17 protein-coding genes are annotated in these 16,251 nt (G+C 73.7%); 8 read left to right on the plus strand and 9 right to left on the minus strand.

Annotated elements, in window-relative coordinates; all coding sequences use genetic code 11:
* Positions 1–9: 9 nt before the first annotated feature.
* Complete coding sequence (locus AC0B61_RS10970) at positions 10–834, minus strand: inositol monophosphatase family protein (protein WP_471740319.1); 825 nt, start codon at positions 832–834, stop codon at positions 10–12.
* A gap of 123 nt (positions 835–957) precedes the next feature.
* On the opposite strand from AC0B61_RS10970, the gene AC0B61_RS10975 reads away from it, so the two are divergent.
* Complete coding sequence (locus AC0B61_RS10975) at positions 958–1,950, plus strand: Lrp/AsnC family transcriptional regulator (protein WP_471740320.1); 993 nt, start codon at positions 958–960, stop codon at positions 1,948–1,950.
* A 45-nt stretch (positions 1,951–1,995) separates the two neighbouring features.
* Here AC0B61_RS10975 and AC0B61_RS10980 read toward each other — a convergent pair whose 3' ends face one another.
* From AC0B61_RS10980 to AC0B61_RS10990, 3 genes are all read right to left on the minus strand, one after another.
* Complete coding sequence (locus tag AC0B61_RS10980) at positions 1,996–2,166, minus strand: hypothetical protein (protein WP_471740321.1); 171 nt, start codon at positions 2,164–2,166, stop codon at positions 1,996–1,998.
* Positions 2,167–2,606: 440 nt separating this feature from the next.
* Entirely contained in the window at positions 2,607–3,089 is a 483-nt protein-coding gene (locus AC0B61_RS10985) for a hypothetical protein (RefSeq protein WP_471740322.1), read from the minus strand.
* Positions 3,090–3,257: 168 nt separating this feature from the next.
* The gene (locus AC0B61_RS10990) at positions 3,258–3,965 is read right to left on the minus strand and encodes a 4'-phosphopantetheinyl transferase family protein (protein ID WP_471740323.1); all 708 of its coding nucleotides are present in this window, start codon (positions 3,963–3,965) and stop codon (positions 3,258–3,260) included.
* Between the two features lie 295 nt (positions 3,966–4,260).
* Here AC0B61_RS10990 and AC0B61_RS10995 point away from each other — a divergent pair, with 295 nt between their 5' ends.
* Positions 4,261–5,700 carry a choice-of-anchor A family protein gene (locus AC0B61_RS10995; protein ID WP_471740324.1) on the plus strand — a complete coding sequence of 480 codons (1,440 nt, stop codon included), beginning with the start codon at positions 4,261–4,263 and terminating at the stop codon, positions 5,698–5,700.
* Between the two features lie 189 nt (positions 5,701–5,889).
* Here AC0B61_RS10995 and AC0B61_RS11000 read toward each other — a convergent pair whose 3' ends face one another.
* Complete coding sequence (locus AC0B61_RS11000) at positions 5,890–6,519, minus strand: TetR family transcriptional regulator (protein WP_471740325.1); 630 nt, start codon at positions 6,517–6,519, stop codon at positions 5,890–5,892.
* Between the two features lie 76 nt (positions 6,520–6,595).
* Here AC0B61_RS11000 and AC0B61_RS11005 point away from each other — a divergent pair, with 76 nt between their 5' ends.
* On the plus strand, positions 6,596–7,540 hold the full coding sequence (locus AC0B61_RS11005; protein WP_471740326.1) for a hypothetical protein: 945 nt from the start codon (positions 6,596–6,598) through the stop codon (positions 7,538–7,540).
* A gap of 64 nt (positions 7,541–7,604) precedes the next feature.
* On the opposite strand, the gene AC0B61_RS11010 is transcribed toward AC0B61_RS11005, so the two are convergent.
* From AC0B61_RS11010 to AC0B61_RS11020, 3 genes are all read right to left on the minus strand, one after another.
* On the minus strand, positions 7,605–8,123 hold the full coding sequence (locus tag AC0B61_RS11010) for a F0F1 ATP synthase subunit B family protein (protein ID WP_471740327.1): 519 nt from the start codon (positions 8,121–8,123) through the stop codon (positions 7,605–7,607).
* 137 nt (positions 8,124–8,260) lie between these two features.
* Entirely contained in the window at positions 8,261–9,487 is a 1,227-nt protein-coding gene (kynU, locus tag AC0B61_RS11015) for a kynureninase (protein WP_471740328.1), read from the minus strand.
* Between the two features lie 77 nt (positions 9,488–9,564).
* Complete coding sequence (locus tag AC0B61_RS11020; RefSeq protein WP_471740329.1) at positions 9,565–10,395, minus strand: tryptophan 2,3-dioxygenase; 831 nt, start codon at positions 10,393–10,395, stop codon at positions 9,565–9,567.
* A 218-nt stretch (positions 10,396–10,613) separates the two neighbouring features.
* Here AC0B61_RS11020 and AC0B61_RS11025 point away from each other — a divergent pair, with 218 nt between their 5' ends.
* Both AC0B61_RS11025 and AC0B61_RS11030 read left to right on the plus strand, forming a co-directional pair.
* Complete coding sequence (locus AC0B61_RS11025; RefSeq protein ID WP_471740330.1) at positions 10,614–11,048, plus strand: Lrp/AsnC family transcriptional regulator; 435 nt, start codon at positions 10,614–10,616, stop codon at positions 11,046–11,048.
* A 114-nt stretch (positions 11,049–11,162) separates the two neighbouring features.
* Entirely contained in the window at positions 11,163–11,702 is a 540-nt protein-coding gene (locus tag AC0B61_RS11030) for an NADPH-dependent FMN reductase (protein WP_471740331.1), read from the plus strand.
* 62 nt (positions 11,703–11,764) lie between these two features.
* Here AC0B61_RS11030 and AC0B61_RS11035 read toward each other — a convergent pair whose 3' ends face one another.
* Entirely contained in the window at positions 11,765–12,397 is a 633-nt protein-coding gene (locus AC0B61_RS11035) for a MarC family protein (protein ID WP_471740332.1), read from the minus strand.
* 270 nt (positions 12,398–12,667) lie between these two features.
* Between AC0B61_RS11035 and AC0B61_RS11040 the strand changes: the two genes are divergently transcribed.
* The 3 genes from AC0B61_RS11040 to AC0B61_RS11050 all read left to right on the plus strand — a co-directional run bounded on the left by AC0B61_RS11040 (position 12,668) and on the right by AC0B61_RS11050 (position 16,204).
* Complete coding sequence (locus tag AC0B61_RS11040) at positions 12,668–13,228, plus strand: DoxX family protein (protein WP_471740333.1); 561 nt, start codon at positions 12,668–12,670, stop codon at positions 13,226–13,228.
* 177 nt (positions 13,229–13,405) lie between these two features.
* A complete protein-coding gene (locus AC0B61_RS11045; RefSeq protein ID WP_471740334.1) occupies positions 13,406–14,050 on the plus strand; it encodes a hypothetical protein in 645 nt (214 codons plus the stop codon).
* Positions 14,051–14,398: 348 nt separating this feature from the next.
* On the plus strand, positions 14,399–16,204 hold the full coding sequence (locus tag AC0B61_RS11050; protein ID WP_471740335.1) for a glycosyl hydrolase family 18 protein: 1,806 nt from the start codon (positions 14,399–14,401) through the stop codon (positions 16,202–16,204).
* Positions 16,205–16,251 lie beyond the last annotated feature (47 nt).

Raw genomic sequence — 16,251 nt, forward strand, 5'->3', positions numbered from 1 at the left:
CTGGGCTGATCACCGCACCGCCCGCAGCACCCCGAGCGCGTCCGCGTGCAGCCCGGGCGCGGCGGCGAGGAAGCTGTCGGAGCCGGCCGTCCAGGCCGCCCCGGTGGCGTCCGTCACCGCCGCGCCCGCCTCGCTCGCGATGAGCGCGCCGGGCAGGAGGTTGCCCGCGTCCGGCCCGTACTGCCAGAACAGTGCCAGGTGCCCGGAGCCGACCTGCGCCACCTGCAGCGCGGTCGGGCCCAGGTTGCGCACCGCCAGTACCGCGCCCGCCATCGCGGACAGCGACTCGCCCGCCCTGCGCAGCGCCACCGGGTCGTCGGCCACCAGGGGCGGCTGGCTGGTGGCGGCGACGGTGGCCGCCAGGTCGCGCTCCATCGGCGTGATCGGCCGCCCGTCCAGCTCGGCGCCGCCGCCCAGCACCGCCCGGTAGGTCCGCCCGCCGTCCAGCTGCGGGGCGTGCACCACGGCCAGCACCGCGGCGCCGTCCCGCACCAGTACGGCGGTGACCGCCCAGTGCGGATGGCCGAGCAGGTACTGCACCGCGCCGTCGGTCGCGTCGCACAGCCACCACTCGCCCTCGGCGGGCACCGAGCCGTCCAACTCCTCCGGCACCCAGCCGGCCTGCGGGCGCAGCGCGGTCAGCCGCTCCCGCAGCTCGGCGGCGGCCGGGCCGTCCAGCTCCGCGAAGCGGGCCCCCGCCTCCGCGAGGGTCCGGGCCGTCGTGGGTTCGGTGGACCGGTGCGCCGCCAGCTTCGCGCCGACCTCGCGCACCGCGCGCTCCACGCCCTCCACCAGCGCCCACAGTCCGGTCGTCGCGGTCGTCTCGGTCGTCACAGCGGTTTCCTCCTCGTTGCGGGCCGGCCGGGCTGGTCCGCTCCGGCTTCCGAGGACAAGGAGTACCGTCGAGGCTGCCGAACGGGTCGCTCCAGCAGCGCACAACGACGGGGATCGGACAGCATGGACCTCAGTACGACTGATCCGGACACCGTCCTGGACGCCCTCGACCGCCGCCTGGTCTGCGCCCTCCAGGTCGACGGACGGGCCGAACCCGGCCGGATCGCCGAGGTGCTGGGCGTCTCGCCCCGCACGGTCACCCGCCGACTGGCCCGGATGCGGCAGGCCGACGTGCTGCGGGTGGTCCGGTTGCCCGACGTCGAGGACGCCGCCGTGGGCGCGCTGCTGCTGCGGGTCCGGGTGCTGAGCGGCCGGGTCGACGCGATCGCGCGGGCGCTGGCCGACCGTCCGGACGTCCCCTTCGTCGACGTGATGCTCGGCGGCCACGAGGTCGGCGCCGTCATGCTGACCGACGCCGGGGCCCGCGACCGCCTGCTGTACGGGCAACTGCCCGCGACCGGCGCCGTCACCGAGACCGCCACCCATGCCGTGCTGCACGCCTTCGCCGACGCCGGGCAGTGGCGGGCCGGCCACCTGACCGACGAGGAGACCGCCGCGCTCGCCCGGCCCGCCGTCCCGCGCCCCGCCGCACCCCCGGCCCTGGACCCCCTCGACCGGGTCCTGCTGGAGCGGCTGGGCGAGGACGCCCGGCAGTCCCACGCGGCCCTGGCCGCGGCCGTCGGCGCGCCGGAGTCGACCGTGCGCCGCCGACTGCAGCGCCTGGACGGGCTCGGCCTGCTGCGCACCCACGCCACCGTCGACCCGAGGCTGCTCGGCATGGCCGTGGACGCCAACCTCTGGCTGGACGTGCCGCCGGGCCGGCTCGCCGAGGTCGGCGCGGCGCTGGCCCGCCACCCGCAGGTCCACGGCGTCTTCGCCACCAGCGGCCCGACCAACCTGCTGGCCACCCTGTTCTGCGCGGACTACGGCGGCCTGTACCGCTTCCTCACCGACACCCTCGGCCCGCTCGGGGCCGCCCGCGTCGAGACCACGATCACCGCCCGCGCGGTGAAACGGGCGGGCGTCCTGCTCCGGCAGCCGCCCCGGAGGCCGTGACCACGGCCCGGGGCCCCGCCCCCGTGCTGGAGGGGGCGCTGGTCGCTACGGCCGACGCTCCGGCCCGACCGTGGACTGCAGGAACCGCGCCGTCTCCGCATCGGCCGGGAGGAAGGTCTCCAGGGCCAACTCGGAGACGGTCACGTCCAGCGGCGTGTTGAAGGTCGCGATGGTGGAGAGGAAGGAGAGCACCCGCCCCTCGTGCCGGATCCGCACCGGCAGCGCGAACGGGAACCCTCCCTCGGTAGGCCGCCCGCCGGGCGGCCGGCCGGGCCGTCCGCGAAGCCCGCCGCGCCCGTCTGCTCTGCCGCGCCCGCCGGGCCGTCGGCCGGCTCGGGGTAGCCGCGGACCTCCTCGTACAGCCGGCGCAGCGATTCGGCGCACCCCAGCTCCAGTCGGCGCTCCATCCGCTCCAACCGGTGCTGCCGCCACTGCCGCAGGTTGACGATGCGCGGCGCCAGCCCGTCCGGGTGGAGGGTGGCCCGGATCGCGTTGAGCGGCGGGCTGCAGCAGCAGCGGGCCGACTCCGGTTCCCGTCGGGCTGCCCATGCCCGCCATGATCGTCATGGCCCAGGACGGTACTCGAACGGGCCCGGTCCGCGAGAGAGGGGGGACGGGGGAGAGGGAGGCGGAGGGGCGGGGCGGGGGAGCGGGGATCAGACGCCGGTGCTGGAGCCCGGACGGATGACCATGATCACCACGACGACGGCCCACAGCAGGTTGAACACCCCGGCCGTCATCGGCAGCAGGCGCAGGCCGCTGACGGCCTTGGTGTGCTGCGCCTCCGCCGGGTCGAGGCCGAGCGCGTCCACGGCGGCCTGCTGGCCGGGCAGCACGAAGAGCAGCAGTACGAGTGCGGCGACGGCGGTCAGCACCATCGAGACGATCAGCCAGGACTGGCCCATCACGTCCATCACCTGGGCCAGGCCGATGCCCAGGACCGGCACCGCGACGCCAAGCAGCGCGTAGATCTGGGTGATCCGGTGCAGGACGCGCAGTACGCCCGCGTCCGAGGCCTGGTCGGGGCCGCCGGCCAGGGCGGCCTTCGCCCGGCGGGGGAACATGCTGACGGCCACCGCGACCGGGCCTATGAACAGGACCGACACGAGGACATGCAGGCTCAGCAGGAACTTGGCCATGGCGGGGCACCCTCTTGATCCGGTGGGCAGCTGGGACGGCGGGCGCGCGTGGTCGGCGCGTCCACGACCAGGCACGCTAACACCGCTTATCCACAGGCCAGGGCCCGGCCCCGGGGCCGCCTCCCACCCCTCTCTCCCCGCTCCCGCTCCTGCCCCCTCAGCCCCCGATCAGCCCGCGGCCGTCAGCTCCACGATCCGCGGCGGGGCGGTGCTGACCGCCGCGACGGCGGCGCCGTGCTCCGGATCGGTCCAGTCGACCAGGTGCAGGTCCTCGTACCGGCTGTGCAGCGGGGCGCCGGGCGGCACGGCCAGCGGCAGGGCGGACAGGTCGATCCGGTCGAGGGTGTCCAGGGTGGCCCGCCCGATCTTGATCAGTGACTCCTTGCGCACCCACTGCCGCAGGAACGCCCGGCCCGGCTCCGGGTCCGCCTCGACCGCGGCCAGCTCGGCCGGGGTGAGCACCCGGCGGGCGACCGCGCCCAGCGAGCCGCTCCGGGCGGCCAGCTCGACGTCCACGCCGATCGGCCGGTACCCGGCGCCCGCGGCGACCACGCCCCGGGTGTGCGACAGGCTCACGTGCACCCCCGGGTGGTCGGGCAGGTACGGCTTGCCATGGTCGGCGAGCCCGCAGTCCGGGCACTGCTGCGCGAGGACCAGGCCGTTCACCGGGACGTCGAGCAGCCGGGCGGCGCAGAGCCGGACCAGCAGGTGCCCGGCGGTGAAGTCGCTCCGCCCGGACTCGTGCCGGAAGCGTGCGGCGCGTTCCCGTTCGAGTGCGGTCAGCAGGTGCTCGCCCGCCCCGGGGTGCCGCAGCACGGCGTCGGCGGACGCCACGGCGACGAGTGGCGCGGCCTGGTCGTGGGCCTCGGTGGTCATGCCCCCAACCTAGCTCCACCCCGGGGCCTCGACGGCGGGGGAGTGCGAGGAGGTGCGAGGGGGGCGGGCCGGGGAGCCCGCTACGGAGTTCGGGCGAGTTTCGAATCGTTTCGAATCCGACCTGAAGGCTCCACAGGGTGCGAATAGTCCGATATGAGGTTGGATGTCACGGATCTGTGGGATTGCCAGCAGATCACACGGACCGAGGCAGGTCGTCCGAACCTGCCCTTTTCTCTGCGCGGAGGAATTGTCGATGGGTCAGGCCACCGGTTCGCCGGATCACAGAACGACCGCCGTGAGAACGCCCGCCACCCGGAGCCGCAGGGCCGTCCGGGTGGCGGTGGCGACCGCCGTCGCCGCCCTGCCGCTGGCCGCGGTGCTGACGGTCGGTTCGGCCGCGCCGCTGGCCCCGCCGCTGGGTGCGTGTGCCGGACCGGCCTGCCCCGCGACCTGGCCGCCGCCGAACAACGGCGACTTCACGGGGCGGGACGCCAACATCAACGTCTTCACCGGTGGCGACTACACCGTGACCGGTCGCGCCGCCGAGGCCGAGGGCAAGATCGTCACGCTGGGGAACCTGACCGTCGACAAGAACGGCGGCGGCGCTTACAACATGGGCGTCGTCGGCGTCGGCTCGCGCGTCGCCCCTCCCAACGGCAGCGACTTCGTGACCACCGGCGGCAACGTCGACGTCAAGACCGGCAACCGCATCCTGATCGGCGGCAGGGACTCGCACGGCCAGGCCTTCGGCAACCTCCGCCACGCGGGCAGCGTGACCGGCACCGTCAACATCGACCCGACCGGGCAGTCGATCCAGGACCCGGACGCCGCCGCGCCGTACCAGACGGTGCTGACCCGGATCGAGGAGGTCTCCGACTGCGTCGGGCGAGCCACCGCGACCGGCACGGTCGACGTCTCCTCCAGCCAGGCGACCCTCACCGGCGACGGGACCAGCGCCAAGCAGGTCTTCAACGTCACCCGGAACCTCGCCTCGCCGAGCGGCGGGCAGATCGGCCTGGTCTTCGCGAACATCCCGGCCGGCGCCACCGTCGTGGTCAACATGCTCGGGGACAGCCCGATCATCAACACCTACACGGGCACCGGTCTGGCGGGCGACCAGACCACCGCCATGCGCTCGAAGCTGATCTACAACTTCCCGACCGCGACCTCGGCCCGGATCCTCGGCAGCGCCCAGTTCCAGGGCTCGGTCCTGGCCGGGAACCCGGGCGGCACCACGACCATCGCCCAGCCGGGCATGAACGGCCGGGTGTACCTGGCGGGCAACCTGATCCACACCGGCACCGGCGGCTACGAGATCCACAGCTACCCGTTCGACGGGGACCTGCCGGACTGCACGGTGACGCCGAGCCCGTCGCCGACCTCGTCCTCCCCGTCGCCGTCCCCCTCGCCCACGTCGCCGACCGTGACCCCCACCTCGCCGTCGCCGACGTCCCCGTCGCCGACCTCGCCGAGTCCGACCTTCCCGTCGCCCACCTCCCCGACCGCGAGCCCCACCTCACCGACCGCCAGCGCGTCGACGTCGAGCGCGCACCCGGCGCCGACCAGCCACCACCCGACCGGGCGCCCGAGCAGCCACCACCCCGGTGGCGGCGGCGAGTTGCCCTCCACCGGAGCGGGCAACGCCCCGGTGGTCTTCGGCCTGGCGGGCATCGGTCTGCTCGGTCTCGGCGGCCTGGCCGTGATGGCCGCCCGCCGGCGCGGCCGCCACAGCTGACGGCTCACACCGGACAGCGGAACGGCTGAACCTCCGTACCTCTGCACCGCCGAACCTCCGAACCGCCGAATCTTCGAACATCTGCACATCAGAACAGCTGATCAGCGGCGCAGGCCGCCCGTGACGACGCGTCGCGGGCGGCCTGCGCCGTGCACCCCGCCGGAGCCGGCCGGCGGCGCGCAGTGGCCCCTACGTCGCCGCCGGGTAGTCCGCGAGCCCCGAGCCGAGCAGGCCGAAGGCCCGTTCCACCGCCGTCTCGACCCGCGTCCGCACCGTCTCGGCCGGCTCCCCGGCCACCATGGCCCGCCGGATCTCGCCGAGGACCGCCCGGTGGGCTCCCGCGACGGCTCCGGCCACCACGTGGGGGAGCGGGTCGTCCGGGGCGGCCCCCGACTCCTCGGCGAGGACGGCGGCCAGTGCCGCCTCGGCCTGCTCGCCGAGTTCGAGCAGTCGGGCCCGCAGCGCGGGGCTGTCCGTGACGATCCGCCAGAACGCCGCCATCCGCGGACTGAGTTCGACCGTCGGCTCCCCGTCCGCGACCGCGGCCAGCAGGTCGGTCCGGACGGCGTCCACGGCGGAGCTGCCGGCGGGGCGGTGCCGGACCACCGAGGCCAGGTGGGCGACCACCGTGTCCTGCCGGTCGAAGAACAGGTCCTCCTTGGTCGGGAAGTAGTTGAAGACCGTGTTGGGCGAGACCCCGGCGGCGCGGGCCACCTCGACCACCGTGACCTGGTCGAACCCGCGCTCGGCGAACAGGCCCATGGCGGTGTCTGCCAGGAGCTCCCGGGTCTGCTGCTTCTTGAGTTCGCGAAGTCCCATGGCGGAATCCTAGGACCAAAACATGTTGTCGCATCAAACTTGCAGTGACACCAAAAATATCGGATACGGTGGCGGCATGGCCTTCACCTTCGGCATCTACCTCGGCGGACTGCTCGGTGACGACACCGGCCTGATCGAGCCCGTCCGCCCCGACGACCCCGCGCAGATCACCGCCGCCCTGCGGGAACTCCAGGGCGGCGCAGCCGAGTTCCTCGTCCGCTCCTACCGCCTGTACCCGGACGGTGCACACACTCCGCAGCGGCCCGAGCAGTACGCCGTGGAGGGGCGGAAGCTGGACCTGGTGCTCCAGTTCCGGGAGCGCAGCGGGGAGTTGGCGGGTTGGCTGGACTTCGTCCGGCGGACGGTCCGGACGGAGGGGCACCGGATCGCCCTCCTCCAGATCTGCGAGGAGCCCAACCTCGACCTCCCGCCCGTGGACGGTGGCATCCCGAACGTCCGCCGGGCGGTGGTCGAAGGCGTCATCGCGGCCAAGGAGGAGGCGCTGGCCTGCGGTCACGGCGAGTTGGCCGTCGGGTTCAACGCGGTGCCGACCTTCGATCCCGCGGACACCTTCTGGCCCGAGCTCGGACGGCTCGCCGACGATCGCTTCCACCGCGCCCTGGACTACGTCGGCCTGGACTTCTTCCCGGACGTCTTCCGCCCGGTGCCGCCCGGCCGACTCGTGGACGCGGTGCGGGCGGTGGTCACCGGATTCCGCCGGGACGCGCTGCCCAAGGCCGGGATCGGGCCCGCCGTCCCGGTGCGGATCTGCGAGAACGGCTGGCCCACCGGCCCTGGGCGGAGCGAGGAGCGGCAGGCCGAGGTGGTGGAGGAGGTGATCCGGACGGTCGCCGGGCTCGCCGCCGAACTCACCGTCACCGGCTACGCGTTCTTCGCCCTGCGGGACGCCGACAGCGCCGGCGCGGGGCCGTTCCACCGCTTCGGCCTGCTGCGCGACGACTACTCGCGCAAGCCCGCCTTCGGCACCTATCGGCGCCTGGTGGCGGAACTGTCCCGCTGAACGGATTGTCCCGCTAAACGGATTGTCCCGCTAAGCAGAACTGTCCCCAAGCGGGACTGCCCCGTCAGGACGGGCCCTGGGAGGGCCGGTTCGCCTCGAAGAAGCGTTCCACCGTCCGGCGCCGGGCGGCGACGGCGTGGACCGGCTCGCCGACCACCCGGCCGGCCAGGGCGACGGCCAGGCCGCCGACGTCCTGCCGGAGCCGGTCGGCGGCCTCGGCCCGGTCGGCGGCGATCCGGGCGTGGCCGGCGGTGAGCAGCCGTTCGCGGTCGCGGACGCCCTCCTCGCGGGCCGCCGCGATCGCCGCCGTGCCCTGTGCGGCGTACTCCTGCCGGACTCGGGCCGCCTCGTGCCGGGCCGCGTCGATCTCCTGCTGGGCGGCGTCCCGGACGGCCTCGGCCTCGGCGCGGACCGCCTCCGCGCGTTCGAGCGGGCCGTCGATCGCCTCCCGCCGTTCCGTCTGCACCCGCTCGATGCGCGGGAGCAGGCGGGAGCCGAGTGCCCACATCATCAGGAAGAGCTGGGCCAGGCCGAGGGCTGTCAGGGAGGGATCGGGCTTGAGCGGGCCGAGTTCGATGTTCACGAGCAACCTCCCCTTGAGTTGACGGCTGGTCAAGAAGGAGGATCCCCAGGGGAGATGGCGATCGAACGCCTGCTCGACATGACCTCCGTCACGTCACGTTCCCGGCGGTGCCACCACCCCGTCGCGCAACGTCCGGCTCACGTCACCTCGCCCCGGCGGGAGAAGCGCTCCGCGCTCCACTCGCCGCTGTCCAGCACCTCGGCCAGCTGCCGGGCGGCGTCCCAGACCTCGGTGTACGAGAGGTAGAGCGGCGTGAAGCCGAAGCGCATCAGGTCCGGCGCGCGGAAGTCGCCGATCACCCCGCGCTCGATCAGCGCCTGCACCACCGGGTAGCCGTCGGCGTGCCGCAGGGCGACCTGGCTGCCGCGCCGGGCGTGGTCGCGCGGGGTCACCACCTCGATGCCGTCCAGGCCCCCGGTCAGCTCGATGAACAGGTCGGTCAGCGCCAGGCTCTTGGCGCGCACCGCCGCGAGGTCGACCCGCTCCCAGACGTCCAGCGAGGCGCCGAGGGCGGCCTGGCCGAGCAGGGACGGCGAGCTGGTCAGGAAGCGGCCGATGCCCGGCTTGGGCTCGTACCCGGGCTCGAAGGCGAACGGGCGGGCGTGGCCGAACCAGCCGCTGAGCGGCTGCAGCGGACCGGCCGCCAGGTGCCGCTCGGCGACGTACAGGAAGGCCGGCGAGCCGGGGCCGCCGTTCAGGTACTTGTAGGTGCAGCCGATCGCGAAGTCGACGTTCGCGGCGCCGAGTTCGACCGGCAGCGCGCCGACCGCGTGGCACACGTCCCAGATCATCAGCGCGCCCGCGGCCTGCACCCGGGCGGTGATCCCGGGCAGGTCCAGCAGCTCGCCGGTGCGGTAGTCCACGAGGGAGAGGACGACCGCGGCGACGTCCCCGTCCAGGTGCCGGTCCAGCTCCTCCGGCCGGATCAGCGCGCTGCGCGCGCCCTCGACCAGGCCGGTGACGCCCTCGGCGATGTACAGGTCGGTCGGGAAGGCCTCGGCGTCGCCGAGCACCGTGCGGCGGCCCGGGCGCAGCCGCAGCGCGGCCGACAGCACCTTGAACAGGTTCACCGAGGTGGTGTCGCAGACGACCACCTCCGCCGCGTCGGCCCCGACCAGCGGCGCGATCCGCCGCCCCAGCCGGTACGGCTGCTCGAACCAGCCGGCGTCGTTCCAGCTGCGGATCAGTTCCCGGCCCCACTCCTCCTCGACCACCTGGCGCACTCGCTCCGAAGTGCGCACCGGCAGCGCGCCCAGCGAGTTGCCGTCCAGGTAGATCACCCCGTCCGGCAGGGCGAACTCCTTGCGGAACGCCGCCAGCGGGTCGACGGCGTCCAGCGCCGCGCACTCGTCGCGCGTGGTCATGCCCATTCCTCGGTCCCCTCGTTCCCGGCCCTGCCCGGTCCGGCCCGATCCGGCCGGCTCCGTCTCGGTTCTTCCCGTCACAGCGCGTCCCGGATCGTCCACAGCTCCGGGAACACGTCCTGCTCGGCCGACTTGCGCAGCCAGGTCAGCCCGCTGGAGCCGCCCGAGCCGGGCTTGCCGCCCATGGTCCGCTTGACCGTGCTGAGGTGCCGCTGGCGCCAGCGGGTGACCCGCTCGGCGACGTCCAGCAGGGCCTCGCCGAGCGGCTGCAGCGCGGCGAACTCCGGCTCGGTGTACACCCGCCGCCAGGCCGCCGCGACCTCCTCGGACGGGCGGTAGCGCTGCTCGGAGACCTCCGGGCGCACCGCCAGGCCGCGCCGTGCCAGCAGCGCCAGCGCCTCGTCGTACAGGCCGGGGGAGCGCAGCGCCTCGGTCAGCTCGTGCTGCGTGCGCGGCATGCCGTCGTACATCTTCAGCAGTGCGGCGTTCTTGTTGCCGAGCAGGAACTCCAGGTGCAGGAAGGCCGCGGACTGGAAGCCGGAGGCCTCGCCGAACAGCGAGCGGAAGGAGTTGAACTCCTGCGGCGTCATGGTGGCCAGCAGGCCCCAGGACTCCGCCAGCACGTCCTGGGTGTGGGTGCCCCGGCGCAGAGCGGCCAGCGCGGCGGGCAGGTCGTCCTCGCGCAGGGCCTGCCCGGCGAGCGTCCACTCGTGCCGCAGCAGGTCGAAGAGCAGCTCCATCACCTGGGTGGTGATGATGAACGACAGTTCGGCCGGCTCCTTGCTGCGCGGGTGCTGCAGCGCGTGCAGCTCGTCCAGGCGCGCGTACTGGGCGTACGGGGTGCTCCGACCCGGCGCCCCGTCCCGACCGAACGACAGGTTGGGTGTCTCCACCGTGTCGTGCCCCATCCCGATCCCTCCTGATCCGTCCGGACGCCCCGCCGCCCGCTGCGGTGAACCAGACGGACTGCCCGGTTCCACCGCGTGCCCATTGTGCGGCGGTGGTGCCCCCCGCTTGAATGGTCGGCGGACACCGCAACCGCCGTTTGATGTTCTGTTCGCGAGGTGTTCGGTCGATTCGCTTTACGAACGAAAATCCCTTGATCCCGACCACCCGGGGAGTCGCCATGGACGCCGTCGACCGCCGCCTGCTGGCCGAGCTGCAGGCCGACGCCCGGCTCTCGTACAACGAACTCTCGCGCCGGGTCAGCCTGTCCGCACCCGCGGTGGCCGAACGGGTCCGCCGCCTGGAAGCCGAGGGGGTGATCAGCGGCTACCACGCCCACGTGGAACCCGCCCGGGCCGGGCTGCCGATCACCGCGCTGGTGCAGATCCAGTGCTACGGCCCCCGCTGCGTGCTGCGCGACCCCGACGTGCCGACCTGGCCGGAGGTGCTCCAACTGCACCGGGTCACCGGCGGCGCCTGCTGCGTGCTGCTGGTCGCGGTGCCGACGATGGCCGAGTTCGAGGCGCTGTGCGACCGGCTCGGCGGCTACGGCCAGCCGTCCAGCTCGATGATCCTCTCCAGCCCGGTGCCGTGGCGGCCGCTGGCGCCCCGCTGACCGGGAGCGCGGGGCGCGAGGGCTGACCAGGACTGCTGAGCGGCCGTGCCGGCCGGGAGCGCGGGGCGGAGGCCGCTGGCCTTGACGCGCACGTCAAGGAGTAGGTTCCCCGTCATGCCGAACGAGCGCCACATCCTGCTGCTGCCGGGGAGCCTGCGGGCCGGCTCCACCAACGAGACCGTGCTGCGCACCGCGGCCGCCGTGGCCGCCGCCACCCCGGGCCTGCGGACCACCTACTACACCGGGCTGGCCGCGCTGCCGCACTTCAACCCGGACCTGGACACCGACCCGCTGCCGGAGCCGGTGGCCGCTCTGCGGGCCGCGATCGGGGCGGCCGACGCGCTGCTGGTCTGCAGCCCCGAGTACGCCGGGACGCTGCCGGGCGCGTTCAAGAACCTGCTGGACTGGACGGTCGGCGGGGTCGAGATCTCGGACAAGCCCACCGCCTGGATCAACGCGGCCGGCCCGGGGCGCGGCGGCGGAGCCGAGGCCACCCTGCGCACCGTCCTCGGCTACACCGGCGCGGCCGTGGTGGACGCGGCCTGCGTCCGGCTGCCGCTGGAGCGCGGGGCGGTCGGCCCGGACGGGCTGGTCGGCGACCCGCTGGTGCGCGAGCGGATCGGCGCGGTGCTGGCCGAGCTGGCCGCCGCCTGAGGCAGCCGGCCGTCGGCCGTCCCGCCTGACCGTGCCCGCCGCCCGACCGCCGTGGGCCGGGCTCAGTGCGCCGTGGGCAGGTGCACCCCGAGCCCGGCCAGGCCCTCCAGGAACAACTCCACGCCGACCGCAGCCAGCAGCAGGCCGAGCAGCCGGGACAGCACCTCCAGCGAGGTCCGGTGGGTGCGCTGCATCAGCGGCGCGAGCAGGGCCACGCAGACGTAGTTGATCACCGTGACGGCCACGTACGCCCCGGCCACGGTGGCCTTCCAGCCCCAGTCGTCCTGGTTGAGGGAGGCGACCAGGACGGCGGTCACCGCGAGCGGGCTGGCGATGTAGGGCAGCAGCAGCTCGCGGATGCCGTCCACCAGTGGGTTCGGCAGGTGCTCGTCCGCCGCGCCGTCGCCCCCGAGGTGGACGCCGAACACCAGGGCGACCGCGTAGACGAAGAAGATCAGTCCGCCCGCGAGCTGCAGCGACTGGTCGCTGATGTGGAACAGCGTGCTGACCTCGTCCGCCGTGAACCCGAGCACCAGGCCGATCACCGCCGAGATGACCGTGCTCCACGCCGCCAGCCGCCGCAGCTCCCGGGTGGTGCGGGTGGTGGCCAGCCGGGCGAAGGCCAACAGGGTCTTGGGCGGGCCGACCACGGCGAAGAAGGTGATGAAGGCGCTGCTCAGGTTGAAGACGAACATGGGCCAAGCATGACCGCGGCCCCCGGGGCGGCCGGTCCGCCACGCCCCGCGGCCGGGCGTGGCGTGGATCCCCCGGGCCGCGGCCCGTTCCCGGCGGGCGGTCCGTTCCCGTCATTCCCGAGTGGCGGCGAATTCGCCCGGATGGCGGCCCCGGCTCGAACGGGTGCGCGCTCTCGGTTGCTATGGAGGCAGGACCGCCGCGCAGCGACCCCGCCGCGCCGGCCGTCCCCACTGGCAGGGACCACTCCGCCGCGGAAACGAGGAACCGACATGTGCCTGAACCGTAAGGACCTGGGCCTGCTGGCCCTGCGCAGCGCGGTCGGCGGGGTGCTGATCGCGCACGGCACCCAGAAGCTGTTCGGCTGGTTCGGGGGCGGTGGCCTGGAGGGCACCACCCAGGCGATGGAGCACATGGGCTTCCAGCCGGCCCGGGAGAGCGCGATCGCGGCCGGCCTCGGCGAGGCGGGCGGCGGCGCGCTGCTGGTGGCCGGGCTGGCCACGCCGGCGGCCGGCGCGGTGGTGGCCGGGACGATGGCGGGCGCGGTGGCCGTGCACGCCCCGGCCGGCTTCTTCGCCATGTCCGGCGGCTACGAGTACCCGGCCTTCCTCGGCGCGACCGGCCTGGCGATCGGTCTGGCCGGCGCCGGACGGTACTCACTGGACCACCTGACCGGCCACGTCTTCGACCGGCCCTGGGTCGGCCTGCTGGCCTTCACCGGCAGCGTGGCCGGAGCGTACGGCGTGGTGGCGCGGCGCCGGCACCTGGTGCGGCTGCGCGAGGAGCGGGCCGCGGTGGAGGCGGACGAGCAGGAGGGCTCGGGGCTGTCCTGACGGGCCCGGGAGCGTGCACGGAATCGTTCGCGGAGTCGTCCGTGGAGCGGTTCAGGGAGCCGTGCACGGGCCGTTCACCCGGAGGCAGTACCCCTGCTGGCGGCTGTCCCCGGGCCCTCGGAGGGTGGGCCGGGAGGCGCGCCGGGCAGCCCGGCGCCGACCGGAAACGAGGACCGCATGGACCGCCAGCCGCTCACCCGGGCCACCTCCGTGACCACCGCACGAACCACCGCACGAGTCACCGCACGAGTCACCGCGCGTTACCTGGACGCGCCGCCGGTGCTCCGCCGACGCCGGTTGGTGGCGGGGGTGTCCGCGGTGGTGGTCGGCGCGGCGGCGTTGGCGGGCTGCTCCTCCGGCAAGAGCGCGAACAGCGTGGCCTCGGAGGCGGCGTCCGCGGTGGAGAAGGGCGCGAGCGCCGCGGCCTCCGCCGCCTCGGCGCTGGCCTCGGGAGCCGGCGGGGCGGGGGCGGCGATCGCCTCGGCGGAGGCGCAGGCCTCGGCGGCGGTGTCGGCGGCCTCCTCGGCCGTGGCCGGGATCAAGGGCGGGCTGGACGCCAAGGGGGACGTCACCGCCGGGGCGGTGACCACCGGTTCGGACGGCAAGGCGCAGGTGCAGCTGACCGTCACCAACCACGGCCGGCAGTCGTACCGGTACGTGATCCAGCTGGACTTCACCGACGAGTCCGGCAAGGTGCTGGACGCGACCGCGGTGACCGTCCAGGACGTGGCCGTCGGGCAGAGCGCCCAGGCCACCGCGCACGGCAACCGGGACCTATCCGGAACCGTCAAGGCCGAGGTGGCCAACGCCGTCCGCTACTGACGCGCGGACGCTACCGATGCCCGGCCGCTGCTGATGTCCGCCGCCGGTGCCCGGCCCTCGGCGCCCGGCTCGGCGCGGGGGCGGAACCTTAAGCGGGGCTCAAGGCCGAACAGCACCCCTTGACGGGCGAGTTGGTCTAGTCCATTTTTATTGCCCAGGTGCAGGGAGCCCCTGAACCGGCGTCAACGGCCTCGTGCCGCGGGCGCCGGTTCGGCGCATCCCGGTGTCCGTCATGGCCTGATCCGCTCGATTCCCCACCCATTCCCGTCATGTCCCGGTCGTCCGGCCCCACCCCGGACGCACCCCCCGGGGCGGGCGGGAACCCCCACAACCAGGAGTCACGCACCCATGCTGCGCTCACGCATCGAAAGGGTCGGGGCCCCGGCCCCGCAGGGCGGTCGCCGACGCCGCCCGAAGAGCCTGGTCGCCGTCGCGGCCGGAACCACCGCCTCCCTGCTGCTCGGCGCGGGCCTCGCACTGTCCGGCGGCGGCGCGGCCAACGCCGCGACCACCAACAGCAGCGGCGCGCCCGCCACCAGCGGCGGCATCAAGGTCGCCTACTACGACCAGTGGTCGATCTACGCGAACGGCTACTACCCCAAGACGATCCAGGACACCGGCGTGGCCGGGAAACTGGACTACCTGATCTACGACTTCGCCAACATCCACCCGAGCGACCTGGGGTGTTTCGAGGCCACCAAGGCCGCCGACACGAACGACAACAACCCCAACGCGGGCGACGGCGCGGGCGACGCGTTCGCCGACTACCAGAAGAGCTTCGGCGCCGACATCTCGGTCGACGGCGTCGGCGACGTCTGGAACCAGCCGATCGCGGGCAACTTCAACCAGCTGAAGAAGCTGAAGGCGAAGAACCCCAACCTCAAGATCCTGATCTCGCTGGGCGGTTGGACCTACTCCAAGTACTTCTCGTCGGCGGCCGCCACGGACGCCTCGCGCAAGCACCTGGTGTCGTCCTGTCTGGACATGTTCATCAAGGGCAACCTCCCGACCGACGCCGGCTACGGCGGCGCGGGGTCGGCGGCCGGCATCTTCGACGGCGTCGACATCGACTGGGAGTACCCGGGCGGCGGCGGCCACACCGGCAACATCTCCAGCCCGGCCGACAAGCAGAACTTCACGGCGCTGCTGAAGGAGTTCCGCACCCAGCTGGACGCGCAGGGCAAGGTCGACAACAAGACCTACGCCCTGTCGGCGGCGGTCGGCGCCGGCCAGGACAAGATCATGAACGTCGAGACGGACAAGATCGGTCAGTACCTGACCTTCCTCGACGTCATGACCTATGACATGCACGGCGGTTGGGATCCGCAGGGGCCGACCAACCACCAGGCCCCGCTCTACTCGGGCCCGAACGACCCGTCGACCCCGGCCAAGCCGGGCAACGGCAAGTACTCGATCGACAACGCCATCAAGGCGTGGACGGTCGGCGACGCGCAGTACGGCATCCCCGGCGGCTTCCCGGCCAACAAGATCAACATGGGCGTGCCGTTCTACTACCGCGGCTGGACCGGCGTCCAGAACAACGGCAAGAACGGCCTCTTCCAGCCCGCCGCCAGCCCGGCGGCCGGTGCGGCGATGTCCGGCAACGTCCCCGGCATCCAGATGTTCAAGGAGCTCGCGGGCTTCGTCGACAACCCGTCCAGGACCTTCTGGGACGACGACGCCAAGGCCACGTACTTCTACGACGGCACCACCTTCTGGAGCGGTGAGGACGCCAAGTCGATCCAGGCCAAGCTCGACTACGCGCACTGCAACGGCCTCGGCGGCTCCTTCGCCTTCTCGCTCTACGACCTGGGCACCAGGACCGCCCTGTTCGACAAGATGGTGAGCGCCACCAACGGCTCCGCCGCCGGCTGCCCGGCCCCGCCGACCGGCACGCCGAGCCCGACCCAGACCCCGACCGGCACGCCGACGGGCACTCCCACCGGCACCCCGACCGGCACGCCGACGGGCACCCCGACCACGCCGGCCACCTGCTCGGCCGCCCCGAGCTGGGACGCGAACGCCACCTACGCGGCCGGCGGCACCAAGGTCTCGTGGAAGGGCCACTACTACACCAACAAGTGGTGGACCAAGGGCGAGGACCCGAGTCTCAGCGGCCAGTGGGGCGTCTGGACCGACAACGGCCCCTGCTGACGGGCCTGAACCGCCGGAGGGCCCACGGGCCCCGCGGCACCTGAAGT

It is taken from the genome of Kitasatospora sp. NPDC023385 (genome assembly GCF_055664045.1).

Coding starts and splice junctions, on each gene's coding strand:
- AC0B61_RS10975 (WP_471740320.1), top strand. CDS start 958: ATGGACCTCAGTACGACTGATCCGGACACCGTCCTGGACGCCCTCGAC.
- AC0B61_RS10985 (WP_471740322.1), bottom strand. CDS start 3,089: ATGGCCAAGTTCCTGCTGAGCCTGCATGTCCTCGTGTCGGTCCTGTTC.
- AC0B61_RS10990 (WP_471740323.1), bottom strand. CDS start 3,965: ATGACCACCGAGGCCCACGACCAGGCCGCGCCACTCGTCGCCGTGGCG.
- AC0B61_RS11000 (WP_471740325.1), bottom strand. CDS start 6,519: ATGGGACTTCGCGAACTCAAGAAGCAGCAGACCCGGGAGCTCCTGGCA.
- AC0B61_RS11005 (WP_471740326.1), top strand. CDS start 6,596: ATGGCCTTCACCTTCGGCATCTACCTCGGCGGACTGCTCGGTGACGAC.
- kynU (WP_471740328.1), bottom strand. CDS start 9,487: ATGACCACGCGCGACGAGTGCGCGGCGCTGGACGCCGTCGACCCGCTG.
- AC0B61_RS11020 (WP_471740329.1), bottom strand. CDS start 10,395: ATGGGGCACGACACGGTGGAGACACCCAACCTGTCGTTCGGTCGGGAC.
- AC0B61_RS11025 (WP_471740330.1), top strand. CDS start 10,614: ATGGACGCCGTCGACCGCCGCCTGCTGGCCGAGCTGCAGGCCGACGCC.
- AC0B61_RS11030 (WP_471740331.1), top strand. CDS start 11,163: ATGCCGAACGAGCGCCACATCCTGCTGCTGCCGGGGAGCCTGCGGGCC.
- AC0B61_RS11035 (WP_471740332.1), bottom strand. CDS start 12,397: ATGTTCGTCTTCAACCTGAGCAGCGCCTTCATCACCTTCTTCGCCGTG.
- AC0B61_RS11040 (WP_471740333.1), top strand. CDS start 12,668: ATGTGCCTGAACCGTAAGGACCTGGGCCTGCTGGCCCTGCGCAGCGCG.
- AC0B61_RS11045 (WP_471740334.1), top strand. CDS start 13,406: ATGGACCGCCAGCCGCTCACCCGGGCCACCTCCGTGACCACCGCACGA.
- AC0B61_RS11050 (WP_471740335.1), top strand. CDS start 14,399: ATGCTGCGCTCACGCATCGAAAGGGTCGGGGCCCCGGCCCCGCAGGGC.